At 66.7% G+C, this 21,195-nt stretch carries 23 protein-coding genes; 5 read left to right on the forward strand and 18 right to left on the reverse strand.

What is annotated here, in order from left to right; all coding sequences use genetic code 11:
* Positions 1-169 precede the first annotated feature (169 nt).
* From AB4Y92_RS16215 to sugE, 4 genes are all read left to right on the forward strand, one after another.
* Positions 170-544 carry a hypothetical protein gene (locus AB4Y92_RS16215; protein WP_441820596.1) on the forward strand — a complete coding sequence of 125 codons (375 nt, stop codon included), beginning with the start codon at positions 170-172 and terminating at the stop codon, positions 542-544.
* A complete protein-coding gene (rnr, locus tag AB4Y92_RS16220) occupies positions 528-2,969 on the forward strand; it encodes a ribonuclease R (RefSeq protein ID WP_441820597.1) in 2,442 nt (813 codons plus the stop codon). The genes AB4Y92_RS16215 and rnr overlap by 17 nt, the downstream gene beginning before the upstream one ends.
* 430 nt (positions 2,970-3,399) lie before the next feature.
* A complete protein-coding gene (gene rlmB, locus AB4Y92_RS16225) occupies positions 3,400-4,155 on the forward strand; it encodes a 23S rRNA (guanosine(2251)-2'-O)-methyltransferase RlmB (RefSeq protein ID WP_441820598.1) in 756 nt (251 codons plus the stop codon).
* A gap of 380 nt (positions 4,156-4,535) precedes the next feature.
* Positions 4,536-4,847: a quaternary ammonium compound efflux SMR transporter SugE gene (gene sugE / locus AB4Y92_RS16230; protein WP_057943530.1), complete on the forward strand. Its 312-nt coding sequence runs from the start codon at positions 4,536-4,538 to the stop codon at positions 4,845-4,847.
* Between the two features lie 110 nt (positions 4,848-4,957).
* Here sugE and AB4Y92_RS16235 read toward each other — a convergent pair whose 3' ends face one another.
* The 16 genes from AB4Y92_RS16235 to nth form a co-directional block, all read right to left on the reverse strand.
* Positions 4,958-5,569: a glycoside hydrolase family 19 protein gene (locus AB4Y92_RS16235; RefSeq protein WP_441820599.1), complete on the reverse strand. Its 612-nt coding sequence runs from the start codon at positions 5,567-5,569 to the stop codon at positions 4,958-4,960.
* A 289-nt stretch (positions 5,570-5,858) separates the two neighbouring features.
* Entirely contained in the window at positions 5,859-6,503 is a 645-nt protein-coding gene (rnt, locus tag AB4Y92_RS16240; protein WP_057943527.1) for a ribonuclease T, read from the reverse strand.
* A gap of 74 nt (positions 6,504-6,577) precedes the next feature.
* Positions 6,578-7,279, reverse strand: coding sequence for an HvfX family Cu-binding RiPP maturation protein (locus tag AB4Y92_RS16245; protein ID WP_441820600.1), 702 nt, complete (start codon positions 7,277-7,279; stop codon positions 6,578-6,580).
* Between the two features lie 62 nt (positions 7,280-7,341).
* The gene (locus AB4Y92_RS16250; protein WP_441820601.1) at positions 7,342-8,130 is read right to left on the reverse strand and encodes an HvfC family RiPP maturation protein; all 789 of its coding nucleotides are present in this window, start codon (positions 8,128-8,130) and stop codon (positions 7,342-7,344) included.
* 3 nt (positions 8,131-8,133) lie between these two features.
* Positions 8,134-9,018 carry an HvfB family MNIO-type RiPP peptide maturase gene (locus AB4Y92_RS16255; RefSeq protein ID WP_441820602.1) on the reverse strand — a complete coding sequence of 295 codons (885 nt, stop codon included), beginning with the start codon at positions 9,016-9,018 and terminating at the stop codon, positions 8,134-8,136.
* A 28-nt stretch (positions 9,019-9,046) separates the two neighbouring features.
* Entirely contained in the window at positions 9,047-9,517 is a 471-nt protein-coding gene (locus AB4Y92_RS16260; RefSeq protein WP_441820603.1) for an HvfA family oxazolone/thioamide-modified RiPP metallophore, read from the reverse strand.
* Between the two features lie 211 nt (positions 9,518-9,728).
* A complete protein-coding gene (locus tag AB4Y92_RS16265; RefSeq protein ID WP_441820604.1) occupies positions 9,729-10,232 on the reverse strand; it encodes an RNA polymerase sigma factor in 504 nt (167 codons plus the stop codon).
* A 366-nt stretch (positions 10,233-10,598) separates the two neighbouring features.
* Positions 10,599-11,309: a phosphate signaling complex protein PhoU gene (gene phoU, locus AB4Y92_RS16270; protein ID WP_057943521.1), complete on the reverse strand. Its 711-nt coding sequence runs from the start codon at positions 11,307-11,309 to the stop codon at positions 10,599-10,601.
* A 163-nt stretch (positions 11,310-11,472) separates the two neighbouring features.
* Positions 11,473-12,327, reverse strand: a complete 855-nt coding sequence (gene pstB, locus AB4Y92_RS16275) for a phosphate ABC transporter ATP-binding protein PstB (RefSeq protein WP_148648925.1) — start codon at positions 12,325-12,327, stop codon at positions 11,473-11,475.
* Entirely contained in the window at positions 12,320-13,228 is a 909-nt protein-coding gene (gene pstA, locus AB4Y92_RS16280) for a phosphate ABC transporter permease PstA (RefSeq protein ID WP_441820605.1), read from the reverse strand. The genes pstB and pstA overlap by 8 nt, the downstream gene beginning before the upstream one ends.
* Entirely contained in the window at positions 13,228-14,199 is a 972-nt protein-coding gene (pstC, locus tag AB4Y92_RS16285; protein WP_441820606.1) for a phosphate ABC transporter permease subunit PstC, read from the reverse strand. Before pstC ends, pstA begins: the two co-directional genes overlap by 1 nt.
* A gap of 48 nt (positions 14,200-14,247) precedes the next feature.
* Positions 14,248-14,481 (reverse strand): hypothetical protein, encoded by a 234-nt coding sequence (locus AB4Y92_RS16290; protein WP_441820607.1) that lies wholly within the window; start codon positions 14,479-14,481, stop codon positions 14,248-14,250.
* 142 nt (positions 14,482-14,623) lie between these two features.
* Positions 14,624-15,712: a phosphate ABC transporter substrate-binding protein PstS gene (gene pstS, locus AB4Y92_RS16295; protein WP_441820608.1), complete on the reverse strand. Its 1,089-nt coding sequence runs from the start codon at positions 15,710-15,712 to the stop codon at positions 14,624-14,626.
* A 440-nt stretch (positions 15,713-16,152) separates the two neighbouring features.
* A complete protein-coding gene (pstS, locus tag AB4Y92_RS16300; protein ID WP_441820609.1) occupies positions 16,153-17,229 on the reverse strand; it encodes a phosphate ABC transporter substrate-binding protein PstS in 1,077 nt (358 codons plus the stop codon).
* A 237-nt stretch (positions 17,230-17,466) separates the two neighbouring features.
* Entirely contained in the window at positions 17,467-18,702 is a 1,236-nt protein-coding gene (locus AB4Y92_RS16305; protein WP_441820610.1) for an OprO/OprP family phosphate-selective porin, read from the reverse strand.
* Between the two features lie 145 nt (positions 18,703-18,847).
* The gene (nth, locus tag AB4Y92_RS16310; protein ID WP_441820684.1) at positions 18,848-19,504 is read right to left on the reverse strand and encodes an endonuclease III; all 657 of its coding nucleotides are present in this window, start codon (positions 19,502-19,504) and stop codon (positions 18,848-18,850) included.
* Between nth and AB4Y92_RS16315 the strand changes: the two genes are divergently transcribed.
* Entirely contained in the window at positions 19,479-19,817 is a 339-nt protein-coding gene (locus AB4Y92_RS16315; protein ID WP_441820688.1) for a hypothetical protein, read from the forward strand. The genes nth and AB4Y92_RS16315 overlap by 26 nt on opposite strands.
* 1 nt (position 19,818) lies before the next feature.
* Here AB4Y92_RS16315 and AB4Y92_RS16320 read toward each other — a convergent pair whose 3' ends face one another.
* Together AB4Y92_RS16320 and AB4Y92_RS16325 are read right to left on the reverse strand one after the other, a co-directional pair.
* Positions 19,819-20,196 carry a hypothetical protein gene (locus AB4Y92_RS16320; protein WP_441820685.1) on the reverse strand — a complete coding sequence of 126 codons (378 nt, stop codon included), beginning with the start codon at positions 20,194-20,196 and terminating at the stop codon, positions 19,819-19,821.
* 109 nt (positions 20,197-20,305) lie between these two features.
* Positions 20,306-21,088, reverse strand: a complete 783-nt coding sequence (locus AB4Y92_RS16325) for an enoyl-CoA hydratase/isomerase family protein (RefSeq protein ID WP_441820611.1) — start codon at positions 21,086-21,088, stop codon at positions 20,306-20,308.
* Positions 21,089-21,195: the final 107 nt, after the last annotated feature.

Raw genomic sequence — 21,195 nt, forward strand, 5'->3', positions numbered from 1 at the left:
TTTGAGTGAGCGACGGGTGGCGTCGTTGTAACTCGCGCGGTGGCGAGCGACTCCAAGCTAAGCTGCGGAAATCATGGGTTTTGTGCGCTCACGCGGGCTTCGCGGAAGCCGTCGAAGTACAAGCCGTCGCCGCTGAAACCGTCGCGGCTAAGTGTGGGTGGGATCACAGATGCGCATCGCGATGGGATTCGGTACAGGTACGGCGCGAGTTCGTGCGACAGGCGCCGGTTTGCAGGCGTGGGCGCGAGTGCGAACGCGGGGACGCGCAAGGCGGCGATTCAGCGGTTTTCGCTGCGATCCGCACCGGGCCGGCGATGCGCTCGCGATCATCGGCGCGCGATGGTTCGCGATCGTTTCGACGCTTCCGGAGGCGACGCCGGGCGAACGCGCCGCGCAATCGGCCCTGTCGCATGTTGCGCCGCACACGGCCCGCCGCCCGCCCGGCGCGCGTATCCGCCGCCGGTCCCGCCGACCGGCGGCGCCGGCCGCAGACGCCGTATTCATGCCGATGTGCGACCATAGAGGACATGACAAAAAAACCTAAGAGCAAGAAGACCGGAGCCACCGGCAGCAAGACTCCTTCCCGCAACACGCCCGGCGGCGCCGGCAAACCCCGCAAGGCCGCCGCTTCGCGCCCGCCCTGGCTGCCGGAGAATCTCCAGCACGGCCCGCCCGCCAAGGGCTCGCGCGGCAAATCCGCCGCCGCCCCGGCCCCCGGCCCGGCGCGCGCTCCGGCCCCGTATCACGATCCCTACGCCGAGCGCGAAGCCTCGCGCTACGCCCAGCCGATCGCCAGCCGCGAGCTGATCCTGCAGACCCTGGCCGCGGCCGACGGCCCGCTGCGCGCCGAAGACCTGGCCCAGCGCCTGGAACTGACCGAAGACGATCGCGCCGACGCGCTGGGCAAGCGCCTGGGCGCGATGCTGCGCGACGGCCAGCTGATCCAGAACCGCAAGGGCGAATTCGCCCCGGCCGCGCAGATGGACCTGATCTCCGGCTCGGTGATCGCCAATCCGGACGGCTTCGGCTTCCTGCGCCCGGAGGCCGGCGGCGACGATCTGTTCCTGCCGCCGTATGAAATGCGCAAGGCCATGCACGGCGACCGCGTGTTGGTCAGCGTCACCGGCGTGGACCGCCGCGGCCGCCGCGAAGGCGCGATCGTGGAAGTGCTAGAACGCCGCCTCAATCGCCTGATCGGCCGCTTCACGGTCGAGCAGGGCATCAGCTACGTCGTGCCCGACGACCGCCGCATCCAGCGCAACGTGCAGATTCCGCCGGACGCGCGCATGGACGCGCAGAACGGCCAGCTGGTGGTGTGCGAACTGGTGCAGGCGCCCGATCACAAGCGTCCGCCGATCGGCCGTGTGCTGGCCGTGCTCGGCGACAAACTCACCGCCTCGCTGGCGGTGCAGGCGGCGATCCACGGCCACGAAATTCCCGACGTGTTCCCGCAGGAAACCCTCGACGAAGCCGCGGCGGTGCCGCTGACGGTGCCTGAGTCGGTCGCCGCGCAACGCGTGGACCTGCGCCAGATGCCGCTGGTCACCATCGACGGCGAGGACGCGAAGGACTTCGACGACGCGGTGTACTGCGAAAGCAACCGCGACGGTTTCCGTCTGGTGGTCGCCATCGCCGACGTCTCGCACTACGTCCGTCCCGGCACGCCGCTGGACGATGAGGCGCAAAAGCGCGCGACCTCGGTGTACTTCCCCGGTTTCGTCGTGCCGATGCTGCCGGAGACGCTGTCCAACGGTATTTGTTCGTTGAACCCGAAGGTGGACCGGCTGTGCTTCGTCTGCGATATGCAGGTCGATCGTGAAGGCCAGGTCAGCGAGTCCAGGTTCTACGAAGCGGTGATGAATTCGCATGCGCGCCTGACCTACACCACGGTCTGGAACGCGGTCGGCGAAGTGCCGGAAGAACTGCGCAGCGAAGCGCGCGCGCAGGTCGGCTCGCTGCTGCCGCATATCGAGCGTCTGCATCAGTTGTTCCAGGTGCTGCTGAAGGCGCGGCAGAAGCGCGGCGCGATCGAGTTCGAATCCAGCGAAGTGCGTTTCGTGCTGGGCAAGGACGGCGAAGTGGTCCAGGCCGGCATGCTTCAACGCAACGATGCGCACAAGCTGATCGAGGAATGCATGATCGCGGCCAATGTCGAGGCCGCCAAGTTCCTGATCGCCCAGCAGGTGCCGGCGCCGTATCGCATCCACGACCGTCCGCCTGAGCAGAAGTACGCCGATCTGCAGGAGTTCCTGAAGGAATTCAAGCTGCGCATGCCGGCCTGGAACCAGGTTGAGCCGCGCGACTTCACCCAACTGCTGAAGAAAATCCGCGAGCGCCCCGATGCGGCGTTGATCGAGTCGGTGCTGCTGCGCAGCCAGAGCCTGGCGGTGTACGCGCCGGAGAACGTCGGCCATTTCGGTCTGGCGTTGGAGGCGTACGCGCACTTCACTTCGCCGATCCGGCGTTATCCGGATCTGCTCGTGCATCGTGCGATCAAGCACGCGCTCAGCGGCGCCAAGCCGACCGCATACGGATATTCGCCGACGCAGATGGCGGCGCTGGCGTTGCAGTGTTCCGAACGCGAACGCCGTGCCGACGAGGCCGAGCGCGAGGTCGATGAGCGTTACCGCGCGGCGTGGATGGAACAGCACGTCGGCGGCGAATTCGAGGGCACCATCAGCGGTGTGACCAGCTTCGGCTTGTTCATCGAGCTGGACGAATCCAAGGTCAACGGTCTGGTTCACGTGACCCAGTTGCCGCACGACTACTACCACTTCGATCCGATCCGCAAGACGCTCAAGGGCGAGCGCACCGCGCGCGAGTTCCGGCTCGGCGACCGGGTCCAGATCGTGGTGCTCAAGGCCAGCGTCGAGGACCGCAAGATCGACTTCCGTCTGGTCGAGGAGCGCGGCGCCAAGCCCTTGCCGCCGCGCGGCACGCCGGCGAAGCGGCCTAAGCAGAAGTATTGAGTCGCGGCGGGCCGGCGGCTGGCCCGGTTCCCGATTCCGATCCAAGCGCGTCAATTAGCCCCCTTTGAAAAAGGGGGCCAGCGCCCGGCGCTGCTTCGATTTTGTGGAGTCGCCGCAGCGCGGGGGATTTGCTTTTGCTTTGGCGGCCTCCGGGCTTCGGCAGGCAAAAGCAAATCCCCCCTAACCCTCCGGCCCACAGGCATAGCCTGTGGGCGTTCAGTGCCGCGCGAACCTGCGGTTCGCAAGCGCGGCCCTTCACCCTTTTTCAAAGGGGGGAACTCATCGGGCGGTTTTTTGGGTGATTGGGCGGCGGCACGGCAAAAAAGCCGAAAACCCGCGGGTAGCTTAGAATCGCACCCCCAAGCCCCGCCGCCCCGGCCGCGCCCCGGCGCCCGCAGCGGCCCGGCCACGACAGCCCCACGGAACCCCCATGAGCCAGAAACAATGGATCGCCGGCATCAACGCCGTCTCCGCCTCGATCGAGCACGACGCCGCCAACGTGCGCGAGGTGCTGATCGAAGCCGGCGCCAAGAACCCGCGCCTGACCGAGATCGAGACCGCCGCGCGCCGCGCCGATATCGACGTGCGTCGGGTCGCGACCAATGCGCTGGAAGGCGTGGTCGGCAATCTGCGCCATCAGGGCGTGGTCGCGCGCTACGCCGCGGCCAAGACCTGGAACGAGAACGAGCTCGAAGCGCTGGTCGAAGCAGCGCAGGGCAAGGCGCTGATCCTGATCCTCGACGGCGTCCAGGACCCGCACAACCTCGGCGCCTGCCTGCGCAGCGCCGCGGCCGCCAACGCTACCGCGGTGATCATCCCGAAAGACAAGTCGGTGCAGGTCAACGCGACCGTGCGCAAGACCTCCGCCGGCGCCGCCGACAGCATTCCGGTGATCCCGGTGACCAACCTGGCCCGCGCGATGCGCGATCTGCAGCAGTTGGGCGTGTGGATCTACGGCCTGGCGGGCGAGGCCGAGGCTTCGCTGTATTCGATCGACTTGAAAGGCAATGTCGCGCTGGCCCTGGGCGGCGAAGCCGACGGTCTGCGTCGCCTGACTCGCGAGAACTGCGATCAGCTGGTCAAGATTCCGATGCCCGGCGGCAACGCGGCCGGCGGCGTGGAAAGCCTCAATGTGTCGGTGGCTTCGGGCGTGACCTTGTTCGAAGCGGTGCGTCAGCGCGGTTGATGCGTGCGGCGGCGCTCGCGCCGCCTGTGGGAGCATGAAGTCTTTTGTGGGAGGGGCTTCAGCCCCGATGCTTTCCGATCAGTTGTCAGGAAGCCTCACCGCAGCGGATCGAGGAGCATCGGGGCTGAAGCCCCTCCCACAAAAGACTTCGCGCAGCGAAGTCATCGGGTAGGGCGGATATCAGTACGGCGCTCTCCGCACGACTCAGCGCTATGTAACCCCCCGCTGACCCCGCCGACCGCCTCGCCGCCCATCGCGCATCCGCGCCGATATAATTCGCTGCGAACCGGGACGACCCGGTTCCGCGCAGCCACGCGGCGTTATCCGTACATCGCGCGACGTTTATCCGGGGACGGCCCCATCCTCATGGGAGCACTGTCATGCCTTGGGTCTTGCTCGTATTCGCCGGCCTGTTCGAAGTGGGTTGGGCGATCGGTCTGAAATACACGGAAGGGTTCAGCAAACTGTGGCCGTCGGTCGGCACCATCGCGGCGATGATCGTCAGCCTGGGGCTGCTCGGCGTGGCGATGAAGTCGCTGCCGGTCGGCACCGCGTATGCGGTCTGGGTCGGCGTAGGCGCGGTCGGCACGGTCATTCTCGGCATGGTGCTGTTCAACGAACCGGCCAATGCCTTGCGCATCGTCAGCGTGTTGTTGATCGTCGCCGGGCTGGTGGGTTTGAAGCTGGCTTGAGGTTTTGCGGTTGTGTTCTAGGCGTTGCGCTGGGGCAAAAGCAAAAGCGAATCCCCCCTAACCCCCCTTTTTCAAAGGGGGGAAGAGGTGTGGTGGAGTATCGGTGTTTGTTATTCCAGAGCGTTTAAGAGCAGCTCGTCGAAGCGGCGCGCGATATCGGCGATGGTCTGCGCCTTGTCCTGGCCGTTGATGATGCGCCGGGCTTCTTCGTAATTCGGCAGCTGTCCGGACTTGAAGTAGTTGTCCAGTTTCTTGCCGGTGAACCAGCCTTTCTTCATGCCTTCCAGCGCGATCGCGTAGGCGACCTCGGGCTTCTTCGCGTCCTCGGGCTTGCTGAGCAGATCGATGCCCAGCACTTTGCCGGCGCGATCGTAGTTGGCGCGGCCGGTCAGTTGCACATAGCCGCGGCCGTGGAAGCGCGCGCCGTCGCCGGCCTTGGTGTTGCCGAGCATCTTGCCCACGCGCGTGTCCGGACCGTACAGGCGGTTGAAGCGCGCGTCGTCGCCGAACTCGTCGATCGGCCGCAGCGTATGCGCGGTTTCCCATTTGAACGTCGCCAGGCAGTAGGCAATCTGATTGCGATGCACCGGGTTCTGGGTGAAGCTCGCGTCCTGCTCGATGCGCCCGATCAGAAAACGCAGCGCCTGCGCCAGCTGATCGTTCAGCGGGCCGAAACGACGGCGGTAACCGTCGAGAAATTGCTCGTCGTCGAAAGCGAACATCCTGTCCTCCCGTCCATGATCCACGGCCCGCGCGCGCCGCGCAGGGACCGGGCGAGGCGGCGCGATGCCGCTCGATGTCTCATTGAACGCGTGTGCTTTGCCGGGAAGGCCAGACCGCGATGTTGCAGCGGTGAAACACGCCTCGGCGGCGTGCCGCCGAGCGATTCAGCTCAAGCCGTAAAAGCGGACTGTGGCATCCGCGTCGGGGCCTTGGCCGCGGGAGTCCAAAGATACGCCGGCTGCGGCGACGACATTCCCGCGCAGGTCGATTACGCGATCGGCACTGCGATCAGCCCCGCGGCCACGCATTGACGATCTTGCAAAACAACTCAGCCGTGCGCTGAGTGTCGTACACCGCCGAATGCGCTTCCTGCGCGTTCCAGTCCAGCCCGGCGGCCTGCACGGCGCGGGCGAGCACGGTCTGGCCGTAGGCGACGCCGGCCAGGGTCACGGTGTCGAACACGCTGAAGGGGTGGAACGGGTTGCGCTTGTGGCCGCTGCGGGCGACCGCGGCGTTGAGGAAGTTGAGATCGAAATGGGCGTTGTGGCCGACCAGGATCGCGCGCTGGCAGCCGTGGCGCTTCACCGCGTCGCGCACCGGCGCGAACACCGCTTCCAGCGCCTGGCGCTCGGGCTTGGCGTCGCGGAACGGGTGGTCGATGTCGATGCCGGTGATTTCCAGCGACTTGGGGTCGATCTGCATGCCGGCGGCGGGGACGACGTGGGCGCTGGCGATCTCGCCCGGCACGATCCGGCCCTGCGCGTCCAGCTCCAACGGTTGCACGGCGATTTCCAGCAGCGCGTGCTTGTTCCAGTCGAAGCCGCCGGTTTCCACGTCGACCACGACCGGCAGGTAGCCGCGGAAACGGTTGGCGAGGGTGGTGGGGAAGGGCGCCGCGGCGGTCGCGGTCTGAAGGGGGCCGGTTTCGGTCATCGCGAAAGCCTAGCAGGTTGTCGCGCGGGCTTCGTCCGCGCGGCCGCCGCGACGGCCGTGAATCGGCGGCGAGGTCAGCGACGGTTCTCGCCCGCGCCCCGCGCTTGGAGGTGAGGCAGGCGCAAACGGCCGGTGCGCGGCCGCGCCGCGATCAGCAGCGCCGCCGCGCCGAGCCCGGCCAGGGTCAGGCCCGGCGCCGGCAGCAGCATCGCCACGACCCCGCCGAACGGCAACAGGACCAGACCCCAGCCAAGCAGATCGTTGCGCGCCGATGCGGCCGGCAACGCGCGCGCCAGCGCCGCGTCCAGGCTCAGGCGGCCGGCGCCGCCCAGGATCAGCGGCCACAGCATCACCAGGAACAGCAGCGGCAGCTTGTAGTTGCCTGCGCCGTCGTCGCTGATCGCATAGCCCTGCGCGAGTTGGCTCAGGCCCATCCAGTCGCGCGGCCAGTGCACCGCCGCGATCGCGACCACGGTGAGCACGAACAACGAGGCGGCGACCGCGCGCGTGGCCAATCCGAGCAGCAGGGCCAGGCCACCGAGCAATTCGAACCAGGTCGCCATGCCCCAGCTTAGGCCGGCGGGCACGCGGTCGAAGGGAAACGGGAAGTTCGACATGACCGCGCCGAACCAGTTTTCGCCGTGCAGTTTTTCGCGCCCGGATTCGTAGAACTCCCAGGCCAGCACCGCGCGCAGGCCCAACGGCGCGAGCCAGGCCCCGACGCCGTCGAGGCGATCGCGCAGGGCGCCGAAGCAGGCGAGGCAGGGGATGGCCATGGTGGACTCCGTACAGAACTGCGCCGGAAACGCCGGCGCTTGCTCTGACTAAGAGTCCGCGATCAGGCGGAAGGATTCGCCACGCGGGAAAAAAAGATCACGCCGCTGGCGCGCATCTGTCGCAGCAGGCCCTGGCCGAGTTCGAGGAAGGCGGCGACGTCATCGCTGCCGGCTTCCTGCGCCAGCGCTTGCAGCTGCTCGCGCGCGGACAACTGCGGCGATTCGCCGATGCGTTCGACCAGGCGATAGGCCAGCGGGCTGAGTTCGGAGAAACGCACTTCGCCGTCGGCTTCGCGGCGCAGCAGCACCAGGGTCGGCGTGGGCGGCGGCGCATCGGGCTGGAAATCCGGGCCCAGCCGGTGCACCGGCCAGGCATAGGCCAGCGGCCACGCCAGCGGCGACAGCTGCGGCGCGTGCGCGAGCAGTTCGCTATCGCCGATATCGGCATCGTCGGATGGCGCCTGCGCGTCGCTGAGTTGCAGCGCCAGTTCCACCCATTCGTAATGTGCCAGCTCGGGCAGGAACGGCGCCGGCAGCGGCGTGTCGGCGGCTTCGAGTTCCTGCAGATAGCGCAGGAATTCGCGCGCGATCTCGGCGAACAACGGCGTGTGGCAGCGGTAGTCGCGATAGAAATCGCGCACCAGCCGCTCCCAGCGCTCTTCGCCGAGCAACTTGCGGATGACCGGGAAATTTCCCGACAACAAACCTTCGATATTGTTGAACAGCAGATCGCGATAAATCCCCAGCCGCCGGTCTTCCAGGCCGGCAGGCGCCGGGCTGGCATTGGGATCGCGCAGATGGCGGGTGAGTTCGAACTGTTGCGCGCGCAGGCGCGAGGGGGCGTCGTTCATGGCTCAGGCGCGCTGGGCGCGGCGCGCGGCGTCGCGTTCGGGCGCGGCGGCGTGGGCCGATTCGCTCAGCACGCGGCGCACGATGTCCAGCTCATCGACCAGTTCCTGGTACGGCGGGAAATTGAAGTCGCGCTCCAGCAGCGTCGGGCGCGCGCCGAACATGCGGTAGGCGTCGCCGAGCAGCGACCAGACCTCGTTCTTGACCGGCGCGCCGTGGGTGTCGACCTTCAGATCGTCGGCTTCGTCGTAGTGCCCGGCCACATGGATGTAGGCGATGCGTTCGTGCGGCATTGCGCGGATGAATTCGCGTGCGTCGTAGCGGTGATTGATCGAGTTGACGTAGACGTTGTTGACGTCCAGCAGCAGATCGCAGTCGGCTTCGGTCAGGATCGCGCGAGTGAACTCGATTTCGCTCATTTCCTGGTGCGGCGCGGCGTAGTAGGAGGCGTTCTCCACCGCGATGCGGCGGCCGACGATGTCCTGGGTGCGGCGGATGCGCGCGGCGACGTGGTGCACGGCTTCTTCCGTGAACGGAATCGGCAGCAGGTCGTACAGATGGCCGTCGTCGCTGCAGTAGCTCAGATGTTCGCTGTAGCGGGCGACATGGTGTTCGTCGAGAAAACGGCGCACCCGGGCCAGGAAGGTTTCGTCCAGCGGCGCGGTGCCGCCCAGCGACAGCGACAGGCCGTGGCAGACCAGCGGATAACGCGAGGACAACTCGCGCAGCGCTTCGCCGTAGACGCCGCCGATGCCGATCCAGTTTTCCGGAGCGCATTCGAGGAAGTCGAAATCCCGGCGTGCGCCGGCGCCGAACGGCGCGGACTGCAGCGGGCCCAGCAGGGCCCGCCGCAGGCCGAGGCCGACGGCATCCGAAGACAGTGGATGCATGCCGTCCATCGTCAGTCGTGCTGCGCGATCAGATCGAACCGCCGCACTTGCCTTCGCCGCACTTGCCTTCACCGGCCTTCTTGGCGGCGCCTTCGCCGGTCTTCACGGCCTTGGCAGCGCCCGCCTTCTTGTCGGCGCCGCACTTGCCTTCGCCGCACTTGCCTTCGGCGTGCTTCTTGTCGGCGCCGCAGCTGCCTTCTTTGCCGGCTTTCTTGTCGGCGCCACAGCTGCCTTCCTTGCCGGCCTTCTTGTCGGCGCCGCAGCTGCCTTCCTTACCGGCCTTCTTGTCGGCGCCGCAGGTGCCTTCGGCGTGCTTGGCGGTGTCGGCGGCGGCCTTGGCGTCGGCGGCCTTCTCGGCGGCCGGCGGAGCCTGCTGGGCGCCGAGCAGATAGCCCTGCGACAGATCGCTCATCGCGAACGCGGAAGCCGACAGGCTCAGACCACCGATGAGGGTGGCGCCGAGAGCGAGGGCGAGGGGCTTCTTGATTTGCTTGGACATGGATGACTCCTGTGTGGCGATGAGGGCGGGTATCCCGCCGTTGGATTGACGGCCCGGAGTGCCGGGGCCGTTTGTAAGGGTCTTGCATTGTTGCCAGGGCGAATCGTAAGCAGCCACATGTTGCGGGTGTTGCGTGCAGCGGGTTTGTTGCGGTGGGGTATAGCGAATGTCGGTGCGAATGGATACGGGGGCGATCGCGGCGTGGATGCAGTCAGGCGTCCAGGTACTCGCGCGCCAGCGCGCGCGCCCGGTGCAGGCGCGACTTCACCGCTTCGCGGGTGGTGCCCAGCCGGTCGCCGATCTCGGCGATGCTCAGGCCTTCAAGATCGCGCAGGAGAATGATCTGGCGATAGTGCACGGGTAACGATTCCAATGCCGCGGCGACATCATGGCGCCATTCGGCGGGCTCGGGCGTGACGACGGGCAGGATGTCGTCGGTGATCATGTCGCCGCTGAGCATGCGGCGGCCGCGTTTGAAGCGATTGCACTCGCGCTTGACGATGCGGAAGGTCCAGGAGACGAAGCACTCGAGCACGCGCAGGTCGCGCAGCTTGCGCGAGATCGTGATCAGGCTTTCCTGCACCGCGTCCTCGATGTCGTTGATGACGCAGTGGTACTCGGCGTAACGGCGCAGATCCTGGCGCGAGTGGATCAGCACCCGCTCCAAAGCGGCCGGGTCGCCCGAGCGGGCGGCGGCCAAATCTCCGTTAGCCATCAATACCGTCATCCGGGTCTCCTCCCAGTCCAGTAAAAATACACCGCGACACGGTGTCGCGTGTACGTACCAAGAGTTGGGTAGGAAGCGATCGGATTCGCGGAATCGCGTCGAAGTGACAGCCGCGTTTAGAACGGGTTCATCGAGATCGGCATGTAACCGTTTGCAGTCCTTGCGTGGCAAGGACTTGGCCGCGACCGGATCGGCGCGCGCGGCGACGGCCGGGGCAGGGATGCGGCGCGAAGGGTACGGCGAGGGATGGGGCGAGCGGGCGCTCGCCGAAGCTTGCTGCAGTGCAACGTGCGCCGCGATGCTTGGCGGCGGCGCCGATGAACGCGCCCGCGATGGCCGCGGGCGCTGGGCGGATCAGATCGCGCCGGTGGTGTTGGTGTCGTCGCGCTTCTCGCGCGGCGGCAGCAGCTCTTCGCCCTTGACCAGGAACCAGACGTTCTCGGCGATGTTGGTGGCGTGGTCGCCGACCCGCTCGATGTTCTTGGCCATGAACAGCAGATGGGTGCAGGCGGTGATGCTGCGCGCGTCTTCCATCATGTAGGTCAGCAGTTCGCGGAACAGACCGGTGTAGGCGGTGTCGATCTCGGCGTCGCGCTCGCGCACGCGCTGGGCCAGTTCGATGTCGTTGTCGCGATAGGCCGACAGCACGTCGCGCAGTTGCTTGACCGCCAGCGTGCCCAGGGCATGCAGCCCGGCCACGTGCGGCAGCGGCGGCGACAGGTTCAGCGCGGTGGAGCGCTTGGCGACGTTGGCGGCGTAATCGCCGACGCGCTCGATGTCAGCGGCGATGCGGATCGCGGCCAGAATCTCGCGCAGATCGCGCGCCATCGGCCCGCGCAGGGCCAGCTTCATGACGTCGTGGCTGATTTCCTGCTCCAGCGCATCGATGGCCTCATCGTTGGCGATGATGCGCTCGGCGGCCTTGTCGTCGCGGCGCTGGACCACGTCGAGCGCGGATTCGAGCTGGGAGGCGGCCATCTCGCCCATGCGCAGGGTTTCGTCGAGCAGGCGGCGCTGCTCGTCGTCGTAGCTCTTGACGATGTGGTCGTGCATTTGGGTGCTCATGGCGGTACCGCCGGGAATGGGGAGTGAATGGAGAATCGGGAATCGGGAATCGGAAAAGCAACGGCAGGATCAACGGCTGCGGTCGTGGGACTGGAGTCGGGAGGCGGGTTCGTCGCTTTTTTACGATTCCCGATTCCCCATTCCCGATTCCCGCCCCACCGAATCAACCAAAGCGACCGGTAATGTAATCCTCGGTCTGCTGCTTGGTCGGCTTGGAGAAAATCTGTTCGGTCGGGCCGTGCTCGATCAGGTCGCCCAGGTACATGAAGGCGGTGAAGTCGGACACGCGCGCGGCCTGCTGCATGTTGTGGGTCACGATCGCGATCGTGTAGTCCTTCTTGAGCTCTTCGACCAGCTGCTCGATGCGACTGGTGGAGATCGGGTCCAGCGCCGAGGTCGGTTCGTCCAGCAGCAGCACCGAGGGCTTGAGCGCCACCGCGCGGGCGATGCACAGACGCTGCTGCTGGCCGCCGGACAGGCCCAGCGCGCTCTGGCCCAGCTTGTCCTTGACCTCGTCCCACAGCGCGCCCTGGCGCAGCGCGTGCTCGACGCGGTCGTTCATCTCAGACTTCGACAGCTTCTCGTGATGGCGGATGCCGTAAGCCACGTTCTCGAAGATGGTCATCGGGAACGGCACCGGCTTTTGGAACACCATGCCAACCTTGCTGCGCAGGCGGTTCATCGGGTACTTCGGGTCGAGGATGTTCTCGCCGTCCAGCACCACTTCGCCGCGCGCTTCCAGCTTGGGATACAGCGCGTAGATGCGGTTGAAGATGCGCAGCAGGGTGGACTTGCCGCAACCCGACGGCCCGATCAGCGCGGTGACCTGCTTCTCCGGGATTTCCAGGTTGATCGACTTGAGGGCGTGGAACTTGTCGTAATAGAAGTCCAGGCCGCGCGCGGCGAGCTTGACCGGATTGGCGCCGACGACCGCGTCGCGGTCGGGTGCGGCGACGGTGAGACGTGCGTCTTTCATGGCCGGGGTTCGCTCGGTGTTCACGGTTGAGAGGTCAGTCATGGCTGATTTTGTTTCGTAGCAGAAGCGCGCGGGCGACCAGGCTGACCAGCAGCACGAACGCAGTCAGGACCAGGGCACCGGCCCAGGCGATGTGTTCCCAGTTCTCGTAGCCCTTGCCGGCGAAGTTGAACATCACGATCGAGACCGCGGCCATCGGCCCGGTCACGTCCACGGTCCAGAACGAATTGCCGAAGGCGGTGAACAGCAGCGGCGCGGTTTCGCCGGAGATTCGCGCCAGCGCCAGCAGCACGCCGGTGACGATGCCCGGCAGCGCCGACTTGTACAGCACCTGCACGATCACTTTCCATTGCGGTACGCCCAGCGACAGCGCCGCTTCGCGCATCTGCCCCGGCACCAGCCGCAGCATTTCGTCGGTAGTGCGCACCACCACCGGCAGCACGATGAAGGCCAGCGCGATCGCGCCCGACAGCGCCGAGAAGCCCAGCAGCGCGTTGCTGTCCGGGGTCGGCTTGGCGACGAACACCGCGTACACGAACAGGCCCAGCACGATCGACGGCGCCGACAGCAGGATGTCGTTGACGAAACGCACCACGGTGCCGAACTTGCGCTTGTTGCCGTATTCGGCGAGCCAGGTGCCGGCGGCGATGCCGAGCGGGGTGCCGATCAGCAGGCCCATCGTGCACATGGCGATGCTGCCGAAGATGGCGTTGCGCAGGCCGCCGGCTTCCATCGGCGGCGGCTGGTCGCGGATGAACAAATCCAGGTTCACGCCGCCCAGTCCCTTGACCAGCAGCGTCCACAGGATCCAGCCCAGGAACGCCAGGCCGAACACCGCGGCCGCGCAGGCCAGGGTGAGGGCGATGACGTTGACGACGCGGCGGCGGCGATACAGCTTGTCCGCGGCCCGGCTGCGGGCATCGGTGGCGAAGGCGGTGGCCATCAGTTGCCCTCCTTGCGGGACAGTTGCATCAACATCAGGCGAGCGGCGGCCAGCACCACGAAGGTGACGATGAACAGCACGAAGCCGAGCAGCACCAGCGCCGAGCGATAGGTTTCCGAGGCCTCGCCGAAGTCGTTCGCGATCAGCGCGGCGATGGTCGTGCTCGGATCGATCAGCGACGGGGTGAACTGCACCGCGTTGCCGATCACGAAGGCGACCGCCATGGTCTCGCCGAGCGCGCGGCCCAGGCCGAGGAACACGCCGCCGATCACCGCCGAGCGGGTGTACGGCAGCACGATGTCCCAGCTCACTTCCCACTTGGTCGAGCCCAGCGCGTAGGCCGATTCCTTGAGCCGGGTCGGCACGGTCAGGAAGACCTCGCGCATCACCGAGGAAATGAAGGGGATGATCATGATCGACAGGACCAGGCCCGAGGTCAGCATGCCCACGCCGATCGGCGGTCCCTGGAACAGCGGCCCGATCAGCGGCAGCGGGCCGAGGTGGTCGATGAGCCAGGGGATGATGTGTTCGCGCATCACCGGCATCAGCACGAAGAAGCCCCACATGCCGTAGATGATCGAGGGGATGCCGGCGAGCAGTTCGATCGCGGTGCCGATCGGGCCGCGCGCCCAGCGCGGCGCGACTTCGGTCAGGAAGAAGGCGATGCCGAAGCTGATCGGCACGGCGATCACCATCGCGATCAGCGCGGTGACGATGGTGCCGTAGATCGGCACCAGCGCGCCGTACTTGTCCGCGGCCGGGTTCCAGTCGCTGGAGGTGAAGAAGTTCAGGCCTTCCGATGCGAGCACGGCGCGGCCGCCCCACAGCATCGACAGCGCGGCGCCGGCCAGCGCGACCAGAACGAAGATGGCGGTGGAGGTGACGAAGTAACGGAAGAATCGATCGTTGCGCGCGTCGGTGCGATCGCGGGCTGAGACGCCGTTTGAAGCAGGTAGGGCGGTCGCGTTCATTGCGAGGGGAGATCCGTCTTGGCCGGGCTTGCGGTGGCGGGCTTGGTGCTAGTCATGAAGCAGGGTTTGCTGAGCGGGGCGGTTGCGCGAGGCTGACTGATCGGTGTGGGGTTCTTGCTCGTCATTCCCGTGAAAGCGGGAATCCAGCGACTTCATGGTGTGTGGCTGTTGCTGTAACTGGTGCCGGTGCGATTGCAGTTGTTGTTTCTGCTTTTGTTGCTGCTGCTCTACCGCTTCTGTTTTTGCCGTCATCCCCGCGAAGGCGGGGATCCAGGGCTTCACCGCGGCTGACCTTTCACGTGGGTGGTGGGGGTGCGCGGCGTGCTGAAGTAGGTGGGGTGGCGCTTAAGTCTCTGGATCCCCGCCTGCGCGGGGATGACGTTCCGGCAAAGCCGCGCCCGCAAAGCGGGCGCGGGCCGGAACGTCACTTGAACTCAGCCGCCCAATAAGCCTCGATCTGCTTGACCAGTTCCGGCGGCAGCGGCACGTAGTCCAGCGACTTGGCCTGCTCCTGGCCGTTCTCGAAGGCCCACTTGAAGAACGCGCGAGTGTCGGCGCTGCGCTTGGCGTCCTTGGGCTGCTTGTACATCAGGATGAAATTGGTCGCGGTGATCGGCCAGGACTTCTCGCCGGCGGCGTTGGTGATGATCAGGTTGAAGTCTTTCGCATTGGCCCAGTCGGCGGTGGAGGCCGCGGCGGCGAAGGCTTCCGCGTTGGGCTGCACGAACTGGCCGGCCGCGTTCTGCAGCTGGGTGTGCGCCATCTTGTTCTGCACCGCGTAGGCCAGCTCGACGTAGCCGATCGAGCCCTTGATCTGCATCACGTAGGAAGCCACGCCTTCGTTGCCCTTGCCGCCGACGCCGCCCGGCCACTGCACCGAGGTGCCTTCGCCGACCTTGGTCTTCCACTCCGGGCTGACCTTGGACAGGTAGTTGGAGAAGTTGAAGGTCGTGCCCGAACCGTCGGAACGATGGACGACGTTGATCTTCAGGTCGGGCAGGGTCACGCCCGGGTTGGCCGCGACGATGCTCGGGTCGTTCCACTTGCTGACCGTGCCCAGGAAGATGTTCGCCAGCAGCGGGCCGGTGAGGCGCAGCTTGCCGGCTTCCACGCCGTCCACGTTGATCACCGGGACCACGCCGCCGATCGCGGACGGGAACTGGCCCAGGCCGGCCGCGGCGAGTTCATCGCTCGGCAGCGGCTTGTCGGAGGAGCCGAAATCGACCGTCGCGGCCTTGATCTGGGCGATGCCGCCGCCGGAACCGATCGACTGGTAATTGACCTTGGCGCCGCTGGCCTTGTTGTAGTCCGACGACCACTTGGAGATCAGCGGGTAGACGAAGCTCGCGCCGGCGCCGGTGATCTGCGCGCCGACCTGGTCGCCGGCCGGAGCGGCCGCGTCGGTCTTGGCCTCGCCCGCGGCGGGGGACGGATTCTGTTTGCCGCCGCATGCGGCGGCCGCCAGCGCGATGGTGAGAGAGAGGACGGCGATGCGGGCCGGCGAGGATTTCATGCGGAACTCCGTGAGGGGAGGGGCCGGCATGGGCGCCGGCTTGGTGGCGCCATTTGATGATCTTTTTGTTACACCGCTATGACATCGATTCGTCATCAATCTGTAGTGAAAGGCCGGGGGTGGTGCCGAACGTCGCGGTTTTGCGTGGTTTCAAGATGATCGGAACGTAACAATCGGCTTGGCTGGGCGGGGCAGCCGCAGGCAGGCGGCCCTCATCCGGCCCCTTCGGGCCAGCTTCTCCCGCCAGCGGGAGAAGGGGCGTTGCCGCCCGGGGACTGGGGGAACGCCAAGCGCCCGGGCCAGGGGCGAAGGCCCGCGAGCCCCGCCCCTGAACACGCCCCACAAAAACAAAACGGGCCCGAAGGCCCGTTTCGTCCGATCTCCCCTGGTCTGCCGGAACCCCCCGGATCCGGCCGGCTTGCGCCGGACGACCTGGCCGATCAGTAGTTCATGTTCGCCGACCAGTAGCTCTCGACCTGCTTGACCAGGGCGTCGGGCAGCGGCACGTAGTCGAGCGACTTGGCCTGCTGGTCGCCGTTGGCGTAGACCCAGCGGAAGAATTCCTTCGCGTTCTTGGCGCCTTCGGCGTTCTTGGGCTGCTTGTACATCAGGATGAAGTTGGTCGCGGTGATCGGCCAGGAGTTCTCGCCCGGCGCGTTGGTCATGACCAGGTAGAAGTCCTTAGCTCCAGCCCAATCGGCGCTGGCCGCGGCCGCGCCGAAGGTCTCGTCGGTCGGCAGCACGAACTTGCCGTCGGCGTTCTTCATGCGCGAGTACGACATCTTGTTCTGCAGCGCGTACGACAGCTCGACATAGCCGATGCCGCCCTGGATCTGCTTGACGTAAGCGGCGACGCCTTCGTTGCCCTTGCCGCCGATGCCGGTCGGCCACTTCACGGCGGTGCCTTCGCCGACCGAGGTCTTCCACTCGGCGTTGACCTTCGACAGGTAGTTGGCGAAGTTGAAGGTGGTGCCCGAACCGTCGGAGCGGTGCACGACGGTGATCTTCTTGTCGGGCAGCTGCAGGCCGCCGTTGAGGGCGACGATGGCCGGGTCGTTCCAGTTGGTGATCTTGCCCAGGAAGATGTTGCCCAGGGTCTCGCCGTCGAGCTTCATCGCGCCCGAGGCCACGCCCGGCACATTGATCACCGGCACGACGCCGCCGATCACCGACGGGAACTGGGCCAGGCCGAACTTGGCCAGTTCGTCAGGCTTGAGCGGGGCGTCGGAGGAACCGAAGTCCACCGTCGCGGCCTTGATCTGGGCGATGCCGCCGCCGGAACCGATCGACTGGTAGTTGACCTTCTTGCTGGTGGCCTTGGCGTAGTCGGCCGACCACTTGGACATCACCGGGTAGACGAAGGAAGCGCCGGCGCCGGTCACGTCGGCGGCCTGCGCGCTGAATGCTGCGAACGAGACGGCCAGTGCAAGCGCGGTCACGCGGAAGGAACGGGAGTTGAACACGATGGGGCTCCTGAAGAGAGACGGCTGGCACGAATCCGTTGCGGCGAATTGCATAACAGTTCGATGACAGTCGCGGGTCGGAATCATGACAATCAGATGACTTGCCCGACTGGCCGATGCGCGGTAGCGGTCATTGCTCGCCGAATCGGGCGCCCGGCGGGCGCACGCCCGCGACGAGGGCGCGAGCAAAAAAAGGGCGCGGCACTGCCGCGCCCTGGAGTGACCGAATTCGATCGAGGGGGAGAGAGATGCATCCGCCGGCGCGAACGGGTCCGCGCCGGCGGCCTTGCCTTACCAGTAGAACTGCATGCGCGCTTCGAAGACGTTCGGGTTGTCTTCGGCCTTCGCGCGCAGCGTGGTGCTGTACTTTTCCTGCTCGACCATCACGTAGTTCAGCATGAACTTGAAGTTCGAGCGCCAGTACCAGTTCACGCCGAGCGTCCAGGAATCCATCTTGCCGCCGAGCACGCCGTTGACGCGGTTGGTGCCGACGATCGGGCTGCCGTCGTTGAGATCGATGGTGTCGTAGCGCAGGCCCACCTGCCACATGCCCTTGGCCGGATCGTTAGGCAGGGGCGTGGTCGGGGTGCCGGCCTTGTAGCCCCAGGTCTCGCCGCTGATGTTCCACAGACCCGAGACGTAGAAACCGTCGCCGCTGAAATCGCTCAAGCCGTTGAGGCGCTTGACGTCGATGGTCATGTACTCGCCCTGCAGCTTGAACGGGCCCTTGACCCACAGGCCTTCGGCGCCGATCACGCTGACGCGGTCGCTGCGGTTGTTGAGGGTGTTGGCGCTGGTGACGCTGCTGCCGGTGTCGATGAAGCGGGTCGCGACCATGTCGGCCATCGGACGCGCGCGCAGACGGATGCCGTCGGCGTCGGTGTCCTTGTCCGAGTAGGACGCGCCGAAGTGCAGGATGTTGCCGGCTTCGTTGATCGGAGCGTAGTAGCCGCGCAGGCCGTAGCCGGCGCCGTGCTCGCGGTTGCGGGTCAGCTCGCGGCCGAAGTAGCTCGCGGTCAGGCCCCAGTTGTTGTCGCCGTAGTTGTACTGCGCGCCGACGCGGCGCGCGGTGCCCAGGCTGTTGGTGATCGAGGACTTGGAGATGAAGTCGTTGTTCTTGGTCGAGGACAACTCTTCCATCGTCGCGCCCGGCTGCTTGAACTGGCCGACCTGGATGAAGTGGTTGGCGTTGTTGCCGAACTTGTACTTGACGTTGGCGTCGAGGAACTTGTCGTCCTTGGCGTCGTAGCCCAGCACCCATTCGATGTTGCCCGGGCCCTTGCCCTTGAGCACCAGCTCGGCGCGGCGCAGTTCGTTGAGCGAGTCCTTGCCGTCGACGTCGGTGCCCGGCACGTCGGCGCCGTAGTCGATGGTGTCGGTGTCGAACTTGTAGAAATCCGCCTGGACCAGACCTTCGAAGGAGACTTCCGAGTTGCCGATGACGTCGAGAGCGACTTCGGCGTGTGCGGCCGGCGCCACGAGGGCGGCGAGCAGCGCGACGGCAAGGGTGTTGCGCGAGAGTTTCATGGTCTAGCCCTGAGGCGTGGAGAGATGCCGCGCAGGCTAGGGTGTGAAAGTTGCGTAAATGTGACAGAACTGACTTATTTCGCGGGCATGACGGAGCGATGACCGTCGGGCAACGGCGGTGTTGCCGTTCCAATTGCCTTTGCGATCAAGCAGCTACGGGGTCGGGCTCGCCCGGCGTCTTGTCCGGAAAACGACAAAGATCACGGATCGCACAGTGCGGACAATCCGGTTTTCGTGCCTTGCAAACGTAACGTCCATGCAGGATGAGCCAGTGATGCGCATCCTGAAGGTAGGCATCGGGCACCACTTTGAGCAGCTTATGCTCGACCGCCAGCACATCCTTGCCCGGCGCCAGACCGGTGCGGTTGGAGACGCGGAAGATGTGCGTGTCCACCGCGATGGTCGGCTCGCCGAAGGCGGTGTTGAGCACCACGTTGGCGGTCTTGCGGCCGACGCCGGGCAGCGCTTCCAGCGCGGCGCGATCGCGCGGCACTTCGCCGCCGTGCAGCTCCAATAACTGTTGCGACAGCGCGACCACGTTCGCGGCCTTGGTGTTGAACAGGCCGATCGTGGCGATATAAGGCTTGAGCCCCTCGACCCCGAGGGCGGCGATCTGCCGCGGCGTATTGGCGATGGGAAACAACTTGCGTGTGGCTTTGTTGACGCCGACGTCGGTGGACTGCGCCGACAGCGCGACGGCGACCAGCAATTCATAAGGCGTGGTGTATTCGAGCTCGGTGGTCGGCGCGGGGTTGAGCGCCTGCAAGCGCGCGAACATGTCCTCGATCTGCGCCGGCTTCATCTGCGCGCCGCTGCGCTCCTTGACCGGCGCGTCGGCGGCGGCCACGCGCCTGGACGGTTTCGCGCCGGCGGTCTTGGCCGTGGCGCGTCCGGCGGACGCGGCCTTGCTCGCAGCGCGGGCGGTCTTCGCCGGCTGCTTCGTCGTCGGCGTGGACGCGCGGGTCAACGTTTTCTTTTTCGCCGCCGCGCCGGCCGGGGACGGCGCAGCCTTCGCCGCTTTCTTCGCCGGACCTTTGACGTCCGCGGGTTTGGGGGTGGTGGCCGACTTGGCTGGCTTCTTGGCGGGCGCGGTCTTGGGCATGCGGGATTCGTGACTCAGGTGGGTCCGCGCTGCGCGGCTTTGGCCTTGGCGCGCGCGAGCGCGGCCGCGGCGGCGTTGGGCAGGGCGGGGCGCGGCGGCGGTGTCGCTTCGATAACCGCATCGGCGGCATCGGCGACTTCGCTCGCAGCGACCGGAGCGGCGCCGGCACGTTGCGCCGCGCGTTCGTCGGCGCGGCGTTGCAGGCGTTGCGCGCGGGCGCGATAGCGTTCGCGCGCGGCCAATGCATTTAATCGATTCTCGCGCGCCTGGTCGATGGCGAGCGCGCACGCGGGCGTGCAATGCGCGCAGGCGCGCGCCGGGTCGGCGTCGTCGTTCAACAGGCCCAGGGCGATGGCGCGATCCAGATCATCGCGCGCCAGCGCGCGCGCGATCGCATGCGCCGCCGCGCCGAGCGGATCGGCGCAGCCGCACGCGCAGGCGGCATCGACCGGCGCGTCGCCGCTATCGGATGGACGATGGCCCGATGCGCTCACGCCGGACTCAACGGCCGTGGAACGCCGGCTTGCGCCGTTCCAGGAACGCGGTGGTGCCTTCGCGCATGTCGTCGGTGGAGAACATCAGACCGAATTGCGCGGTCTCGTATTCCAGGCCTTCCTCGATGCCGCATTCGCCGCCGACCGCGACGCAGTCGAGCACGCCGCGCAGCGCCAGCGGCGCGGATGCGGCCAGTTGCTCGGCCAGTTTGAAGGTTTCCGCTTCCAGTTCGGCCGCGGCGATGACCCGGTTGACGATGCCCAGCTCCTTCGCCCGCGCCGCGTCGATCGGCGCGCCGAGCAGGCACAGCTCCAAGGTGGCGGCGCGGCCGGCCAGGCGCAGCAGGCGCTGGGTGCCGCCGAAACCGGGGATCAGGCCGAGATTGATCTCGGGCTGGCCGATCTTGGCGCTGTCCGCGGCCAGGCGCAGATGGCAGCCCATCGCCAGTTCCAGGCCGCCGCCGAGGGCGAAACCGTTGATCATGGCGATCACCGGCTTGGGCATTTTCTCGATCCGGCGCATCAGTTTCTGCCCGCGCAGGGAGAAATCGCGGCCCTGGACCGGGGTCAAGGCGTTCATTTCCGAGATGTCGGCGCCGGCGACGAAGGCCTTCGGGCCGGCCCCGGTCAGGACCACGGCGCGCACCGCCGGGTCGGCCGCGGCGGCCTCGAAGGCGGCCAGCAGGGCGTCCAGGGTGGCCGCGTTGAGCGCGTTCAGCTTGTCCGGACGGTTCACGGAGATCTGGCGCACGGCGCCGCGATCGGCGATCAGCAAGGGCGATTCGGTCATGTGATGGCCGTAGGATTCTCGAAAATTGCGGGGGATGGGGATTGCGACCGCCGTTGAACTCCGCGGCCGCGGCGCTGTCATAGGCGGGCGGCGTCAGTGGCGGTTAA

The sequence above is a fragment of the Lysobacter sp. TAB13 genome (assembly GCF_052113885.1).
In the GTDB taxonomy this organism is placed as follows: domain Bacteria; phylum Pseudomonadota; class Gammaproteobacteria; order Xanthomonadales; family Xanthomonadaceae; genus Lysobacter; species Lysobacter gummosus.

What these genes read in the sequence shown, in the direction of transcription:
- AB4Y92_RS16215 (WP_441820596.1), top strand. Translation starts at nt 170, where the DNA reads ATGCGCATCGCGATGGGATTCGGTACAGGTACGGCGCGAGTTCGTGCG.
- rnr (WP_441820597.1), top strand. Translation starts at nt 528, where the DNA reads ATGACAAAAAAACCTAAGAGCAAGAAGACCGGAGCCACCGGCAGCAAG.
- rlmB (WP_441820598.1), top strand. Translation starts at nt 3,400, where the DNA reads ATGAGCCAGAAACAATGGATCGCCGGCATCAACGCCGTCTCCGCCTCG.
- sugE (WP_057943530.1), top strand. Translation starts at nt 4,536, where the DNA reads ATGCCTTGGGTCTTGCTCGTATTCGCCGGCCTGTTCGAAGTGGGTTGG.
- AB4Y92_RS16235 (WP_441820599.1), bottom strand. Translation starts at nt 5,569, where the DNA reads ATGTTCGCTTTCGACGACGAGCAATTTCTCGACGGTTACCGCCGTCGT.
- rnt (WP_057943527.1), bottom strand. Translation starts at nt 6,503, where the DNA reads ATGACCGAAACCGGCCCCCTTCAGACCGCGACCGCCGCGGCGCCCTTC.
- AB4Y92_RS16245 (WP_441820600.1), bottom strand. Translation starts at nt 7,279, where the DNA reads ATGGCCATCCCCTGCCTCGCCTGCTTCGGCGCCCTGCGCGATCGCCTC.
- AB4Y92_RS16250 (WP_441820601.1), bottom strand. Translation starts at nt 8,130, where the DNA reads ATGAACGACGCCCCCTCGCGCCTGCGCGCGCAACAGTTCGAACTCACC.
- AB4Y92_RS16255 (WP_441820602.1), bottom strand. Translation starts at nt 9,018, where the DNA reads ATGCATCCACTGTCTTCGGATGCCGTCGGCCTCGGCCTGCGGCGGGCC.
- AB4Y92_RS16260 (WP_441820603.1), bottom strand. Translation starts at nt 9,517, where the DNA reads ATGTCCAAGCAAATCAAGAAGCCCCTCGCCCTCGCTCTCGGCGCCACC.
- AB4Y92_RS16265 (WP_441820604.1), bottom strand. Translation starts at nt 10,232, where the DNA reads ATGGCTAACGGAGATTTGGCCGCCGCCCGCTCGGGCGACCCGGCCGCT.
- phoU (WP_057943521.1), bottom strand. Translation starts at nt 11,309, where the DNA reads ATGAGCACCCAAATGCACGACCACATCGTCAAGAGCTACGACGACGAG.
- pstB (WP_148648925.1), bottom strand. Translation starts at nt 12,327, where the DNA reads ATGACTGACCTCTCAACCGTGAACACCGAGCGAACCCCGGCCATGAAA.
- pstA (WP_441820605.1), bottom strand. Translation starts at nt 13,228, where the DNA reads ATGGCCACCGCCTTCGCCACCGATGCCCGCAGCCGGGCCGCGGACAAG.
- pstC (WP_441820606.1), bottom strand. Translation starts at nt 14,199, where the DNA reads ATGAACGCGACCGCCCTACCTGCTTCAAACGGCGTCTCAGCCCGCGAT.
- pstS (WP_441820608.1), bottom strand. Translation starts at nt 15,712, where the DNA reads ATGAAATCCTCGCCGGCCCGCATCGCCGTCCTCTCTCTCACCATCGCG.
- pstS (WP_441820609.1), bottom strand. Translation starts at nt 17,229, where the DNA reads ATGCAATTCGCCGCAACGGATTCGTGCCAGCCGTCTCTCTTCAGGAGC.
- AB4Y92_RS16305 (WP_441820610.1), bottom strand. Translation starts at nt 18,702, where the DNA reads ATGAAACTCTCGCGCAACACCCTTGCCGTCGCGCTGCTCGCCGCCCTC.
- AB4Y92_RS16315 (WP_441820688.1), top strand. Translation starts at nt 19,479, where the DNA reads ATGTCCTCGATCTGCGCCGGCTTCATCTGCGCGCCGCTGCGCTCCTTG.
- nth (WP_441820684.1), bottom strand. Translation starts at nt 19,504, where the DNA reads ATGAAGCCGGCGCAGATCGAGGACATGTTCGCGCGCTTGCAGGCGCTC.
- AB4Y92_RS16325 (WP_441820611.1), bottom strand. Translation starts at nt 21,088, where the DNA reads ATGACCGAATCGCCCTTGCTGATCGCCGATCGCGGCGCCGTGCGCCAG.